Annotated in this window: 12 protein-coding genes; 11 read left to right on the top strand and 1 reads right to left on the bottom strand. The window is 41.7% G+C overall.

The window, feature by feature from the left end; translation table 11 throughout:
* The first annotated feature begins 410 nt into the window (after window positions 1-410).
* The 4 genes from AMR95_RS14575 (at window position 411) to AMR95_RS14560 (ending at window position 4,346) form a co-directional block, all read left to right on the top strand.
* Complete coding sequence (locus AMR95_RS14575) at window positions 411-1,133, top strand: (Fe-S)-binding protein (RefSeq protein WP_058838693.1); 723 nt, start codon at window positions 411-413, stop codon at window positions 1,131-1,133.
* Between the two features lie 15 nt (window positions 1,134-1,148).
* Window positions 1,149-2,570: a LutB/LldF family L-lactate oxidation iron-sulfur protein gene (locus tag AMR95_RS14570; protein WP_058838692.1), complete on the top strand. Its 1,422-nt coding sequence runs from the start codon at window positions 1,149-1,151 to the stop codon at window positions 2,568-2,570.
* Entirely contained in the window at window positions 2,570-3,292 is a 723-nt protein-coding gene (locus AMR95_RS14565) for a LutC/YkgG family protein (RefSeq protein ID WP_058838691.1), read from the top strand. The genes AMR95_RS14570 and AMR95_RS14565 overlap by 1 nt, the downstream gene beginning before the upstream one ends.
* A 145-nt stretch (window positions 3,293-3,437) precedes the next feature.
* Complete coding sequence (locus tag AMR95_RS14560; RefSeq protein ID WP_039178879.1) at window positions 3,438-4,346, top strand: DMT family transporter; 909 nt, start codon at window positions 3,438-3,440, stop codon at window positions 4,344-4,346.
* 12 nt (window positions 4,347-4,358) lie between these two features.
* Here AMR95_RS14560 and AMR95_RS14555 read toward each other — a convergent pair whose 3' ends face one another.
* Window positions 4,359-4,550, bottom strand: coding sequence for a TIGR00366 family protein (locus AMR95_RS14555; protein ID WP_039178883.1), 192 nt, complete (start codon window positions 4,548-4,550; stop codon window positions 4,359-4,361).
* A 110-nt stretch (window positions 4,551-4,660) separates the two neighbouring features.
* Here AMR95_RS14555 and AMR95_RS14550 point away from each other — a divergent pair, with 110 nt between their 5' ends.
* From AMR95_RS14550 to AMR95_RS14520, 7 genes are all read left to right on the top strand, one after another.
* Window positions 4,661-6,877: an RNA ligase gene (locus AMR95_RS14550; protein ID WP_058838690.1), complete on the top strand. Its 2,217-nt coding sequence runs from the start codon at window positions 4,661-4,663 to the stop codon at window positions 6,875-6,877.
* 64 nt (window positions 6,878-6,941) lie between these two features.
* On the top strand, window positions 6,942-7,652 hold the full coding sequence (locus AMR95_RS14545) for a DUF421 domain-containing protein (RefSeq protein ID WP_058838689.1): 711 nt from the start codon (window positions 6,942-6,944) through the stop codon (window positions 7,650-7,652).
* A 227-nt stretch (window positions 7,653-7,879) separates the two neighbouring features.
* A complete protein-coding gene (locus tag AMR95_RS14540; protein ID WP_058838688.1) occupies window positions 7,880-8,458 on the top strand; it encodes a TetR/AcrR family transcriptional regulator in 579 nt (192 codons plus the stop codon).
* 21 nt (window positions 8,459-8,479) lie between these two features.
* Window positions 8,480-11,623, top strand: a complete 3,144-nt coding sequence (locus tag AMR95_RS14535; protein ID WP_058838687.1) for a bifunctional cytochrome P450/NADPH--P450 reductase — start codon at window positions 8,480-8,482, stop codon at window positions 11,621-11,623.
* A 193-nt stretch (window positions 11,624-11,816) separates the two neighbouring features.
* Window positions 11,817-12,725: a trypsin-like serine peptidase gene (locus tag AMR95_RS14530; protein ID WP_058838686.1), complete on the top strand. Its 909-nt coding sequence runs from the start codon at window positions 11,817-11,819 to the stop codon at window positions 12,723-12,725.
* 259 nt (window positions 12,726-12,984) lie between these two features.
* Window positions 12,985-13,365 carry a NucA/NucB deoxyribonuclease domain-containing protein gene (locus AMR95_RS14525; protein ID WP_228280000.1) on the top strand — a complete coding sequence of 127 codons (381 nt, stop codon included), beginning with the start codon at window positions 12,985-12,987 and terminating at the stop codon, window positions 13,363-13,365.
* A gap of 147 nt (window positions 13,366-13,512) precedes the next feature.
* The gene (locus tag AMR95_RS14520) at window positions 13,513-14,361 is read left to right on the top strand and encodes an STAS domain-containing protein (RefSeq protein WP_039178899.1); all 849 of its coding nucleotides are present in this window, start codon (window positions 13,513-13,515) and stop codon (window positions 14,359-14,361) included.
* Window positions 14,362-14,383: the final 22 nt, after the last annotated feature.

Here is a 14,383-nt window from a genome sequence, read left to right as displayed (position 1 = left end):
CCGGTAGGCAAGGGAGTTATATCAAATAAAAAACGATCCTTATTGGATCGTTTTAGATTGTTGACAAAGTGCTAAAATGTTCTTTATTTTAGCCCTTTGTCTTCTTTTCAGCGTGTTAGAAAACCTTTGCAGTCTAGGAAGGGCGAGCACCGGAGCGGAGCGAATTTGACATTCGTGAGCACCGGAGTGCAGACCTGACAACGAATGCGAGGGTTTGTCTACATGCTGAAACGCCCTATGAAAAGGGCGTTTTTTTATTTAGTCACACAGTCCATAAGTACAAATTTTAGACAAATCACTTCGTTGAAATTTCAGAAATTTGGGATTAAAATGAAATTAAGGCCTGTTATTTAATCATCAGATGATCAGAATGATGAATCAAAATGCAGCAATAGAAGGGAAGTTCGCCGATGAAAGTCCATTTATTCGTTACTTGTTTAGTTGACACGATGCAGCCAAATGTAGGAAAGGCGACAGTGGAAGTATTGGAAAGACTCGGTGTTGAAGTGGAATTTCCAGAAGCACAAGTGTGCTGCGGACAGCCAGCCTTTAACAGCGGCTATACAAAGGAGACAATTAAAGCAGCGAAAAACATGATCAAAGCCTTTGAGTCAGCTGAATATGTTGTGACACCATCAGGTTCGTGTAAGGCGATGTTTTTAGAATATCCTCATCTTTTAAAAGAAGACCGAGTGTGGTCGGCCAAAGCTGAGGCACTTGCCGCAAAAACATATGAATTAACAGAGTTTATTGTTGATATATTACACGTGACAGATGTAGGGGCAAGCCTGAAAGGGAACGCAGCCTATCACACCTCCTGTCATATGACGAGACTGCTGCGTATTAAGGAGGCGCCTTTTACGCTGTTGTCAAATGTCAAAGATTTGACGATGAGACCATTGCCCCGCGCAGAAAATTGCTGCGGATTTGGAGGAACCTTTTCAGTGAAAATGACCCCTATTTCTGAGCAGATGGTTGACGAAAAAGTACAAAGCATAGAGGAGACAGGCGCTGATTATATCATTGGTGCTGACTGCGGCTGCCTGCTGAATATTGGCGGGAGGCTGAACCGTCTTGATAAACCCATCCAAGTGATGCACATCGCAGAAGTATTAAACAGCCGCGGACTTTAAGAGGAGGAACGGCACATGAGTATGAAAATTGGAGAAAAGGCCTTTAAAGAACGGATCGGGAAAGGTTTAGAAGACGCTGTCATGAGAGGTGCTGTCTCCTCAGCACAGGAACGTCTGTATAAAAGGCGGCTGACTGCAAGCGAGGAGCTTGGCAATTGGGAAAAGTGGCGTGAGCTTGGTGAGGAAATCCGGCAGCATACGCTGACGCATCTTGATGACTACTTATATCAATTAAGTGAAAGTGTAAGTGCACGCGGAGGCCATGTCTTTTTTGCGAAAACAAAGGAAGAGGCATCAGCATATATTCAAGAGGTGGCACAGAAAAAAGCAGCCAAAAAGGTCGTCAAATCAAAATCAATGGTCACAGAAGAAATCGAGATGAATCAAGCGCTTGAAGAGGTCGGCTGTGAGGTGGTAGAAAGCGATCTTGGTGAATATATTCTGCAAGTGGATGACCATGAACCGCCTTCACATATTGTGGCACCTGCTCTTCATATGACGAAAGAGCAAATACGGGAAGTATTTCATGAGAAGCTAGGGTATGAGATGTCAGAAACACCCGAAGAAATGACGAATTTTGTAAGAGCCATCTTGCGTGAAAAATTCCTAGAAGCTGATATTGGTGTGACCGGCTGTAATTTTGCAGTGGCCAACACAGGGTCCATCTGCCTTGTAACAAATGAAGGGAATGCAGATCTTGTCACGGCTATACCGAAGACGCATATTGCCGTTATGGGAATGGAGCGGCTTGTTCCAACGATGGAGGAACTGGATGTCCTTGTGGGTCTTTTGTGCAGAAGCGCAGTCGGCCAGAAATTAACTAGTTATATTTCTGTAGTGGGACCAAAAGGAGAAGGTGAAGTGGATGGACCAGAAGAATTCCACTTGGTCATTGTGGACAATGGGCGGTCAAATATATTAGGAACGGCCTTTCAGCCTGTTCTCCAATGTATCCGGTGTGCAGCCTGCATCAATGTCTGCCCCGTTTACCGGCATGTTGGCGGACATTCGTACGGTTCGATTTATCCAGGACCAATCGGAGCTGTTCTTTCGCCGCTTCTTGGCGGCTATGATGACTACAAGGAGCTCCCCTTTGCATCAAGTTTGTGCGCAGCCTGCACGGATGCTTGTCCAGTGAAGATTCCACTTCATGAGTTATTGATTAAACATAGACAGGTAATCGTTGAAAAAGAGGGGAGAGCGCCTAAAACTGAAATGCTGGCGATGAAAATGTTTGGCATAGGGGCAGCGTCTCCCGGGATGTATCAATTTGGAACAAAAGCAGCCCCTGCATTGATGAATCGTATGGCTTCAAACGGACAAATTTCAAAAGGAATAGGCCCTTTAAAGAATTGGACAGATATTCGTGATCTGCCAGCTCCAAGTAAAGAAAGATTCAGGGATTGGTTTAAAAAGAGACAAAAGGAGGAGAAGTGATGAAGGGGACCATTTTTCACCGGGAGTCGTTTTTATCTCATATCCAGCATCAATTAGGCAAAAACTTTTCCCCATCTGCCTCTATTCAACGGCCGGCATGGAAGCATCAAGTCCAGTGGGAAACAAACGGAAGTTTGTCTAAAGATGAATTAGTCGAGCAATTGAAAAAGCAATGTCAGCAAATTCATACAAGAGTAGTCGAAACAACACCGGAGAAAGCGCCCTCGGTATTACGATTGTTGATGACAGAATATGGTGAGGGGGCTGTGATGACATCGCGTGATCATCGCTTTGAACAATATGGTTTTAGCCCTATGTTTGACAGCTTGCAACGAGATGGGATTTCCATCGCCTGCTGGAATACAGATCTATCAAGAGAAGAAAACATAAGGCAGGCAGAACAAGCGAAATATGCAGTTGTGTTCAGTGATTATACCCTTGCAGAATCAGGTACAGTTGTCCTTTCATCCCATCAAGGTCAAGGGAGAGCGCTGCATTTTTTGCCAATGATGTATATCGTGTGTATAGAGAAAAGCTCGATTGTTCCGCGAATGATTCAGGCTGTTTCGGCTCTTAATCGCTCAGTAGAAGAGGGGGAGCAGGCGAAAGGTGCCATCCATTTCATATCAGGTCCAAGTAATTCGGCCGATATTGAAATGAATTTAGTGGTAGGGGTTCATGGTCCAGTTCAGGCAATTTATCTGTTAATAGATGATGAATGAAGGCTTTCGTAATGAAAGCTTTTTTTCATCCAACAAGCGGACGCAAGTTTTAAAAAATCATCTTGCCACTAGGTGAATGGACATAGTAAGATGACGACATATAAGATGAACTGCTCATCTACTGCTGATGTAAAGGAAGCTGCTAATGGAAATCAAGACAACTGCTCAAACGAAATCAATTGCACTGCCACTTGTGATTTCGATAATTGCTATTTCGTTTTCTGCAATCATTGTGAAATGGTCAAATGCACCTGCTGCTATTTTAAGTATGTATCGAATGATCTTTGCGGCGGCTTTCATGCTGCCATTTATCCTGCCAAGAAAAAAAGAATTTCTCTCAATAAAACGCAGAGACTGGTTTTTCTTATGTATGTCAGGCTTCTTTTTAGGCCTCCATTTTGTGCTGTGGTTTGGCTCACTGAAGCTGACGACAGTGGCAAGCTCTACCATTATTATCGCTCTACAACCGATGGTGTCCTTATTAGGCGGATTCCTCATTTTCCGTGAACGAACGACGATGTCTGCTCTATTGACGATGTGTGCAGCGATTGTTGGTGCCCTCATGATAGGCTGGGGAGATATTGGTCATAGCAAGGAAGCCATCTTAGGAGATATTTTATCCTTTTTGAGTGTGATCGCTGTTGTTTGTTACTTGTTAATAGGTCAACAGGCTGTAAGAAAAATATCTCATTGGATTTATAGTTTTTGTGTATTTGGTTTTGCTGGTCTTTTTTTAATTTTATTCAATCTGCTTCAGCAAACCCCTTTTATAGGTTATCCGGCTAAAGAGTGGGGAATCTTTTTATTGCTCGCTATCATTCCCACTATGTCTCATGTCATTAATAATTGGCTTTTAACTTATGTTAATGCGACAACTATTTCGATGAGTATTCTAGGAGAGCCTGTTGGGGCAACGATCCTTGCTGTATGGCTGCTTGGAGAGAAAGTCACGCTGCTCCAAATGCTTGGCGGTCTGCTTGTTCTTTTAGGTGTCTTTTTCTTTTTGATGCAGCAGCGTCAAGGAATCGTGATGAAAACAAAAAAATCCGGTTAACTCCCGGATTTTTTACTCTTTTAGATCGTTTTTTTCAATCACTTTGTTTAATCTTGCCTCGATTTTTTTCAATTCCATTCGTTTTCTTCTAATCATGCGAAATGCGAGGACAATGATTGTCACAATAAAGGCAATGAATAGAAGAGAGAACACTTGAAATAGAAGATCTCCCATGTTGAATGCCATATTCTCTCCATTAAACATACGTAAAACCTCCTTTTCTATCTATATATTACCATAATCAATAAAAGATTGAGATTTATCCATAATTTATCTATAATAGGTAAAATATCACTCATTAAAGGAGAACCAATATGAGAACTTTAGTCCTTTTACGAGGTCTCCCAGGCGTAGGTAAATCAACATGGATCAAAGAACAAGGCTTAGAGCCTTACACTTTATCAGCGGATCAAATCCGGCTGTTAACCCAGCCGCCGCAGCTATCAGTCAATGGGAAACTAGACATTTCAAGCAAGCATGACCACAAAGTTTGGTCTTTATTATTCGATTTACTCACAGCCCGTATGGAGCGCGGAGACTTTACTGTGATTGATGCGACACATATTTCAAGCAAATCAATTTCTCAATATAAGTCTTTAGCGACATCGTATCGTTATAGGGTGTATGTCGTCGATTTCACGCAGGTGCCCCTTGAGACAGCTCTTTTACAAAATCGCTCACGTGAATCTCACAAAGTGGTGCGGGAATCTGTTTTGTATCAAATGAACGAGCGGTTAAAAACAGAAAAGGTCCCATCATGGGTGACTGTTTTGAAGCCGGAGGAATATCCGCAAGTGATGACCTATCAGCCTCGATCCTTTGATCAATATGAGGCCATTCATGTTTTCGGAGATATTCACGGTTGTTACACCGCACTTACCACCTATTTGCAAGGAGATATCAAAGAAAACGAACTTTATATCTTCGCAGGTGACCTTCTTGATAGAGGAATAGAAAACAAAGAAGTATTAGAATGGATGCTCGCCCATAGAGAATGCCGGAATGTCATCGTCATTGAAGGCAATCATGATCAGCATTTATACCGGTTTGCACATGGTGAAAAAGTCAGGAGCAATATGTTTAACAGGCATACTGCGCCTGAACTTGAAGCAGCAGACTTTGATTTAAAAGAAGTACGAAAGTTTGTTAGAACCTTTCATCAGCTTACTTATTTTACGTACCATAATCAGACATTTCTTGTTACCCACGGGGGGCTTGCTCATTTGCCAGAAGAGCTTTTGCATGTCTCAACACAGCAGCTCATTCACGGCGTAGGAGAATATTCAGATGACATTGATCACTTGTTTGTTCAAAACACGGCTGGGCTGGATGTCATCCAAATTCACGGTCATCGCAATTTATACAGACTGCCAATTCACGCAGCGGAAAGATCTTATAACCTAGAAGGTCAGGTTGAATTTGGGGGGCAGCTGCGGGTGTTGAAAATCACGGCTGAAGGGATTAAGACTCATGAAATTGACAATCCAGTCTACAGGGCCTCTGAGAAAAAACAATCAGCTGCTGTTCAGCCAGATATTTCACTGGATGATTTTTTAGCTCATTTAGATCAGCATGAATATGTACAGGAATTAAAGCTTCCGCACCATATTTCATCTTTTAATTTTACGAAAAAGGCTTTTAGTGAGCGGCAGTGGGACGATGTGAATGTGAAGGCAAGAGGTTTGTTTGTCAACATGGTTTCTAAGCAGATTGTTTCTAGAAGCTACAATAAATTTTTTAACATTGATGAGCGTCCGGAGACAAGAATGCAGCATTTAGTGAACCATCTACAATTCCCTGTCACCGTATATGATAAAGCAAATGGATACTTAGGAACTGTTGGGTATAACGAAATGGAAGATGAATTGGTGTTTACGTCCAAATCGTATACATCACATGTGAAACAAAATCAGCATGCCTCCTGGGTCGAAGAGCTATTTTATAAGACCTTCGATGACGTGCAAGCTGACTACATCAAATCATACGTCCGTGACCAGCATGTATCTCTGGTGTTTGAAGTCATTTTGCCAGAAAAAGATCCGCATATTATCACATATGAACAAGATCAACTCATTTTACTTGATATAGTGAAGCGGCAGTTAAGCTACGAAAAAGCACCATTCGCTGAAGTGAAAAGATTAAGTGAGCAGCTTGGAATATCCAGCAAGCAGGAAGTGGCTGTTTTCCATGATTGGACGTCTTTTTATAAATGGTATCAAGCGGTCTCTCATGATGACACAATTAAAGAAGAGGGATATGTCATTGAGGACGCTCGCGGCTTTATGACCAAACTCAAGCTCCCCTATTATCAATTCTGGAAGCAGATGCGCGGGATCAAGCAGCGCGTTGCAGAGAAGCGTTCCTCGCAAAAATATATGCATGCTTTGCAAACAGCGGAGCAAGCTAAGTTCTATACGTGGCTTCTTGAGCAAGAAGCAGATCATGTGAGGAATAGCTCAATTATTGAACTGCGATCACAATTTGAACAAAGCAGTACTGCCCAATTGAATAATGATGAAATAAATGCATAGTCTAACAAAGAGTCTTTTCTAAGGAAAAGGCTTTTTTTGATGCAAATGAAAGGTGGACACTTGCATGTCTGAACATATTGAAGTGATTCTTCGGACAATGTTTGCTTTTGCGATTTTATTTGGAGGAGCACGTCTTTTAGGGAAACAAACCATTGCGCAAATGAATATTTTTGATTTTATAGCAGCCATCAGCTTAGGTTCAATTGCTGCAAACCTGGCGTTTAATACAACGCTGCCGCTACAGCACACAACGATTTCCTTTGTGTCACTTGTCATGATTATTTATGTGATTTCCCTGATTGCATTAAGAAGCCGGAAGATGAGAGGGCTGATGGCTGGTAAACCAACTCTTGTCATACAAAATGGAAAAATTCTTGAGGGAAATATGAAGGGAATGAGATATACCCTTGATTATTTAAATCAGCAGCTGAGAGAAAAAGACATCTTTGATATCAGTGAAGTTGAATTTGCCATGATTGAAACAGATGGGCATATGTCAGTGAAAAAATACCCTTCGTTTGAAAATGTCACACGGAAGGATCTTCATTTATTCATGAAGGCAGAGCGTTACATGCCGATTGAAGTCATCATGGACGGGAAACTCATCCAAAAAAACATACATGAAAATCATTTAACAGAGCAATGGATAGAAGAAGAGCTTAAAAAAAGGCAGCTGTCCTTAAAGGACATTGTGTATGCTGTCCGTTCAAGTAATGGAAGCTTATATATTGATACATATGACGACCACATTCAGTCACCAATCGATCAGGAATGAATGTGTAGTGCTGATGACACCTGCATGACACACATTTGACAATCTTTATAAGTCCTTTGGATGTCATGTGCCTAGGTATCATTTCTCAATTATTATTATTTTCAGAAAATGTGGTGACGGAGTAAAATAAGTGTGTTTAAGTATAAATAGATGAAATTGAAATATTAATATAATATACCGTTTGCGGAATGAACGTTCATTCCTATATTTCAAAAGGAGGGGATGAAATGCCAGCAGTGACTGATAAACAAGATCAGATCATGAAAGCTTCGCTGGAACTATTTATAGAACGAGGCTTTGATGGCACCACAATGCCGATGATTTCAAAAAGAGCAAACGTCGGAGCGGGCACCATTTACCGTTATTTCGACAGCAAAGAGGCACTCGTCAATATTTTGTACCAGCGCAGCCTCTCAGCATTTATCGACAAAATGAACACAAACAGTCCAGATCCAAAGGTAAGTATTCGGGCGTACTTTAAGCATGTATTTTATTGCTTGGTTTTGTTTACAAAGGAGAATCCAAGCGGGCTGTATTTTTTAGAGATTGATAAACGGTCCCATTACTTAGACGAAACGAGCAAAGAGAAAATGCAGCATTTGTTACATGAGCTGTTCCTTATCTTTGAAGAAGGGAAAAAGGATGGAATTCATCCAAACCTCTCTGGCAGAACCATTTTATCGATTGTATTTGGTGCTTTTGTGCAGCTGCATAAACAAATTCTTGCAGAAGAAATAGAGCCAACAATTGAATTTTTAGAGGAGATTGAGCAATGTTTATGGCGCGCCATCAGCGTTGCATCATAAAGAGATAAAGGGAGTGGGCATATGAAGCAAACATCAATCATTCCAAAACCAAAAACATACGGACCTTTTAAAAATATTCCCCATATAAAAAAGGGGGAGCTTTCTCAAACCTTTTGGCGGCTGGCAGATGAATTAGGACCGATTTTTCAGTTTGAATTTTCAAATGCAACAAGTATTTTTGTTTCCAGCCATGAGCTTGTCCAAGAAGTATTTGATGAGAGCCGTTTTGATAAATTTATTGGGACTAGTCTCAGTAAAGTAAGAGCCTTTGCAGGAGATGGGTTATTTACGAGCTGGACAGAAGAACCGAACTGGAGAAAGGCTCATCAAATCTTGATGCCAGCATTCAGCCAGCAGGCCATGAAGGGCTATCATGAGATGATGCTCGATATTGCGACACAGCTTGTACAAAAATGGCAAAGAACAGGCCGCGATGAAGAAATTGAAGTAGCTGAGGATATGACAAAGCTGACTTTAGATACGATCGGCCTTTGCGGTTTTGATTTTCGCTTTAACAGCTTTTATAAAGAAAACCAGCATCCATTTATAGAGAGCATGCTGAAAGGCTTAAATGAAGCAATGGAGCAGTCGAGCCGATTGCCGATTGCCGATAAACTCATGATCAAAAGACGAAAAGAATTTGATCAGCATGTCGATTTTATGAAGCGATTAGTAGATGACATTATACAGGAACGAAGAAAACAAGATAAAACAGGCGATGATTTACTGTCACTTATGCTGCATGCAGAGGACCCTGAAACAGGTGAACGTTTATCTGATGAAAATATCCGTTATCAAATCATCACCTTCTTAATTGCAGGGCACGAAACAACAAGCGGACTGCTATCCTTTGCGATTTATTTCTTACTAAAGAACCCAGAGAAATTAAAGAAAGCTGTCCAAGAAGCAGATGAGGTGCTGCAAGGCGGATTGCCGACATTTAAACAAGTGCAAAAGTTAAGCTACACTCGTATGGTGTTAAATGAAGCCCTTCGCCTCTGGCCAACTGCGCCTACGTTCTCTCTTTATGCGAAAGAGGACACAGTAATCGGGGGAAAATATCCGATTCACAAGAATCAAAGTGTCTCTGTTCTGCTCCCTAAATTACACCGGGATCCAGCGGTATGGGGCGAGGATGCTGAAGAATTTAAACCAGAGCGGTTTACGCATCCTGAGAAAATCCCGCAGCATGCCTACAAGCCTTTTGGGAATGGACAGCGTGCATGTATCGGTATGCAGTTCGCCCTGCATGAAGCTACGATGGTTCTCGCGATGGTCCTGCATAATTTAGAGTTAATTGATCACACATCTTATGAGCTTAATTTAAAAGAATCTCTGACGATTAAACCAAACGATTTCAAAATCAAGGTGCGGCCAAGGAAACAGCAATTCTTTATGGCACCACCGAAAGAAGAACCGAAAAAAAGCAACCAATCTAGTGAGTCAAAAGTGCCGAGTCACGGGACACCGCTGCTAGTTTTGTACGGATCGAATCTTGGCACTGCAAAGCAAATAGCGAACGAATTGGCGGAAGACGGGAAAGCAAAAGGATTCGATGTGACCACTGCGCCGCTTGATGAATATACACGCCAATTGCCAGATACAGGCGCTGTCCTCATCGTGACCGCTTCATACAACGGATATCCGCCTGACAATGCGAAGCAATTTGTGGATTGGCTGGCGCAGGATGAGGAGCAGGATTTATCAAACGTGACATTTGCGGTCTTTGGATGCGGAGATCGAAACTGGGCGAGTACGTACCAGCGGATCCCCCGTCTGATTGATGAGGCCCTTGAAAAAAAAGGTGCCAAACGTGTAGCTGATTTAGGAGAAGGTGATGCAGGCGGTGATATAGATGAGGATAAAGAAATCTTCCAGAAAACTGTCTTTGAACAGCTTGCAAAAGAATTTAAGCTCACCTTCCAAGAAAAGGGGAAGGAAAAACCAAACCTATCAGTTGCTTATACGAATGAGCTAGTGGAGCGTCCTGTAGCCAAAATATATGATGCCTTTTCAGCTGTTGTATTGAAAAATGAAGAATTACAATCAGAAACAAGCACGAGGCAGACAAGACATATTGAATTGAAATTGCCTGCTGGAAAAGCATACAAAGAAGGGGATCATATCGGGGTTGTACCGAAAAATAGTGATGCACTCGTTGAGCGTGTGACCCGCCGCTTTAAACTAAATCCAGAGCAGCATATTAAGCTTTCATCTGAGAAAGAGGCAAGTCATTTACCATTAGATCAGCCGATTCCAATCAAAGAATTACTCGCCTCACATGTTGAGCTTCAAGAGCCTGCGACACGTACACAGCTAAGAGAGCTCGCAGCACATACGGTATGTCCGCCTCACCGCGTGGAGCTTGAAGAAATGGCTGGTGAAGCATATCAAGAAGCCATTTTAAAGAAACGAGTAACCATGCTGGATTTATTAGATCAATATGAAGCGTGCGAGCTGCCGTTTGTACACTTTTTGGCGCTTTTACCAGGTTTGAAACCGCGCTATTATTCGATCTCTAGCTCGCCTAAGGTAGATGAAGAAAAAGTCAGTATCACAGTAGCAGTTGTAAAAGATAAAGCGTGGAGCGGTAGAGGAGAATATGCCGGAGTTGCCTCAACCTATTTATGTGGTCTAAAAGAAGGAGAAGAAGTAGCCTGCTTCCTGCATGAAGCGCAAGATGGATTCCAGCTGCCCCCTTCATCAGACATACCGATGATCATGATTGGACCAGGTACAGGAATTGCTCCATTTAGAGGATTTGTTCAGGCAAGAGAAGTGTGGCAGAAGGAAGGAAAGCAGCTAGGCGAAGCCCACCTGTATTTTGGCTGCCGTCACCCTGAGGAAGATGATCTATATTTTGATGAAATGCAGCTTGCCGCTCAAAAAGGAGTTGTCCATATCCATCGTGCTTATTCTCGTTACGATGAGCAAAAAGTATATGTCCAACATTTGTTGAAAGAAGAAGGCGCCATGCTCATCGAATTGCTAGATCAAGGAGCTTATCTGTACGTGTGCGGAGACGGAAAAGTCATGGCCCCAGATGTAGAGGCTACACTAATCGATCTCTATCAAAACGAGAAACAATGCTCGAAGGAAACAGCTGATAATTGGCTGACAGCCCTTGCAAATGACAATAGATATGTAAAAGATGTGTGGAGCTGACAAAAGGAAAGACCGCCAATTAGGCGGTTTTTTTCTATTCTCATAGAAAGAGATCGATAGAATGATGGTTGGGAAGATACAAAACACCTAATTTAAAAATGAAATATTTTGTAAAAAATAAGAATATTCTCTCATTTACTCCAATATGAAACAATCGTATGATTTTTGATATAGGACATAAAGGAGGAATATGATGAAAAAGGTGAAAATGTTACTCCCTTCTCTTCTCGTTTTTGGTGCTTTAAGTGTGCCTAGTTTTGCCCATGCCGCATCTGATTCAGTACTAACGTCTGATTATGACATGGTGACTTCTGATGGAAAAGTGATTTCTTCAAGTGATTTCCACAATGATACGAAAGCCCCCTCATCCTTTGACAAAGTGGATGATCTTTCTTCTACTGTTGGCGAAAAAGTAAAACCACTATCAAAATATTTAAAAGATTTTCAAACAAAAGTCGTCATTGGAGACGATGGTAGAACCAAAGTAGCAAATACAAGAGTAGCACCATACAATTCGATTGCTTATATTACATTTGGCGGCTCCAGCTGTACAGGGACACTCATTGCTCCTAATAAAATTTTGACAAACGGACACTGCGTGTACAATACGGCATCGAGAAGCTATAGTGAAAAAGGAACCGTATATCCTGGTATGAATGATAGTACTGCGGTGAACGGTTCAGCAAAAATGACTGAGTTCTATGTGCCAAGCGGGTATATTAATACTGGTGCAAGCCAATATGACTTTGCCGTGATCAAAACCGATACGAACATTGGCAATACGGTCGGCTACCGATCTATCCGCCAGGTGACAAACTTGACTGGGACAACCATTAAAATCACAGGATATCCTGGTGATAAAATGAGATCTACTGGCAAGGTGTCGCAATGGGAGATGTCAGGTCCTGTGACGAGAGAAGATACGAATCTAGCATACTATACGATTGATACATTCAGCGGAAATTCAGGTTCTGCCATGCTAGATCAGAACCAGCAAATCGTTGGAGTTCATAACGCTGGGTATTCAAACGGAACGATGAATGGCGGTCCAAAAGCGACAGCTGCCTTTGTGGAGTTTATAAACTATGCGAAAGCGCAATAAAAAATAGAGCTTGTTTCCTTCATAGGGGACAAGCTTTTTTGTATGGATTCATTTAATAGAGGATTCATTTTTTTAACCTGTGGATTTGAGATTGAGAGCTACATCAATTTTTTCACATGTCATTCGCGAACCACTCATACATTAAAATGTCACATTTCCTTTAAGTCAAAACCATGCTTGAGATGGATGAGGAGGTCACGCGCTTTTGAAGATGAAAAGAGGCTGGATCGCTGCTGTCGCTTTATGTTTTGTGATATGGATGGGCATGTTGTTAGGTGGATTTGGAGAGAAGCAGGCAGCAAAAGGGGCTGATCGATATGATCATGTCGTTCAATTTCCAAAGGAAAGGTACCCTGAAACAGGCAGTCATATTCAAGAAGCCATTCGAAAAGGGCATTCAGATGTGTGTACCATTGACAGGAATGGAGCAGATGCCCGCAGGCAAGAATCATTAAAAGGGATTCCGACAAAACCTGGATTTGACCGGGATGAATGGCCGATGGCGGTTTGTCTTGAGGGAGGAAAAGGCGCAAGCGTTCAATATGTCAGTCCATCTGATAATAGGGGAGCAGGCTCATGGGTCGGGCACCAAATCAGCGGATTTCCTGATGGGAAAAGAATATTATTCATTGTGAAATAAATCTGAGGAAAAGGCACCCCTCGAGCGGGTGCCTTTTTTGTTTATGGCAGAGCGTATCCGAGCTGGCAGGGAAAAAAGATTCAGTGGTACAATCAATCTATAAGGTACAAAGACTGACAAGAAGAAAATGTGAAGGGACATTTGCTTATGGATAAGAACCGTGCATTATACGATTTTTTTATGCAGCATGCAGAGAAGCTGACTGAAACATGGTATGAATCAATTGAGGACGATGATCCAGAATCGATATATCGTTCAACAGATTCCAGCATCATTGCAGAGCTAAAACGGCAGAATCAAGATTATTACCAGCACTTTATACGAGCTATTATTGAAGACAAGACATATTTACATACTGAATTTAAAAAATGGTCTGAGGATTTAGCCAGTGATCCGAAGCATTTAAATACACCATTAGATTATGTCGTAAGAGAATACATGTCTAATCAAAGAGTCGTTCTGCATTACTTAAAAGAATTTATTAAACAGCGTCAAGGTGACATTGATATTGACCGCATTTTTTATTGGTATGATTTAATTTCCGAAGCGTTTAATATTTCAATCCATGTGTTTATCCAGCAATATGTGAAAAATACAACGAAGAAGCTTGTGGCTCAAAGAGATATGATTTATGAATTGAGTTCACCGGTGATTGTTTTAAAAAGCCAGATTGCGTTGTTGCCTTTAGTAGGTGATATTGACACAGCGAGAGCAAAGATTATTTTAGAAAATACGCTAAAACAGTGCTCGCAAAAAGGGGTTCAGCATTTATGTATTGATCTATCGGGTGTTGTCATTATTGATACAATGGTGGCTCATCAAATCTTTGACCTTGTTACGTCACTTCGGTTAATTGGAGTAGAGACGACCATTTCAGGAATTAGACCAGAAATTGCTCAAACAGCAGTACAGCTCGGGCTTCCTTTTAATGAATTTCGCACGGCGTCATCACTTGCTCACGCGCTGGATCGCATGACTGAATTTTCTCCAATATAAAAACCAGGCCGATGAGAGGCCT

Source organism: Bacillus sp. G1(2015b), from assembly GCF_001482475.1.
Taxonomy (GTDB): domain Bacteria; phylum Bacillota; class Bacilli; order Bacillales; family Bacillaceae; genus Bacillus; species Bacillus safensis.
The sequence above is the reverse complement of the archived record's forward strand: the minus strand, read 5'-3'. Positions and strand labels throughout refer to the sequence as shown.

What these genes read in the sequence shown, in the direction of transcription:
- AMR95_RS14575 (WP_058838693.1), top strand. Translation starts at nt 411, where the DNA reads ATGAAAGTCCATTTATTCGTTACTTGTTTAGTTGACACGATGCAGCCA.
- AMR95_RS14570 (WP_058838692.1), top strand. Translation starts at nt 1,149, where the DNA reads ATGAGTATGAAAATTGGAGAAAAGGCCTTTAAAGAACGGATCGGGAAA.
- AMR95_RS14565 (WP_058838691.1), top strand. Translation starts at nt 2,570, where the DNA reads ATGAAGGGGACCATTTTTCACCGGGAGTCGTTTTTATCTCATATCCAG.
- AMR95_RS14560 (WP_039178879.1), top strand. Translation starts at nt 3,438, where the DNA reads ATGGAAATCAAGACAACTGCTCAAACGAAATCAATTGCACTGCCACTT.
- AMR95_RS14555 (WP_039178883.1), bottom strand. Translation starts at nt 4,550, where the DNA reads ATGTTTAATGGAGAGAATATGGCATTCAACATGGGAGATCTTCTATTT.
- AMR95_RS14550 (WP_058838690.1), top strand. Translation starts at nt 4,661, where the DNA reads ATGAGAACTTTAGTCCTTTTACGAGGTCTCCCAGGCGTAGGTAAATCA.
- AMR95_RS14545 (WP_058838689.1), top strand. Translation starts at nt 6,942, where the DNA reads ATGTCTGAACATATTGAAGTGATTCTTCGGACAATGTTTGCTTTTGCG.
- AMR95_RS14540 (WP_058838688.1), top strand. Translation starts at nt 7,880, where the DNA reads ATGCCAGCAGTGACTGATAAACAAGATCAGATCATGAAAGCTTCGCTG.
- AMR95_RS14535 (WP_058838687.1), top strand. Translation starts at nt 8,480, where the DNA reads ATGAAGCAAACATCAATCATTCCAAAACCAAAAACATACGGACCTTTT.
- AMR95_RS14530 (WP_058838686.1), top strand. Translation starts at nt 11,817, where the DNA reads ATGAAAAAGGTGAAAATGTTACTCCCTTCTCTTCTCGTTTTTGGTGCT.
- AMR95_RS14525 (WP_228280000.1), top strand. Translation starts at nt 12,985, where the DNA reads ATGGGCATGTTGTTAGGTGGATTTGGAGAGAAGCAGGCAGCAAAAGGG.
- AMR95_RS14520 (WP_039178899.1), top strand. Translation starts at nt 13,513, where the DNA reads ATGGATAAGAACCGTGCATTATACGATTTTTTTATGCAGCATGCAGAG.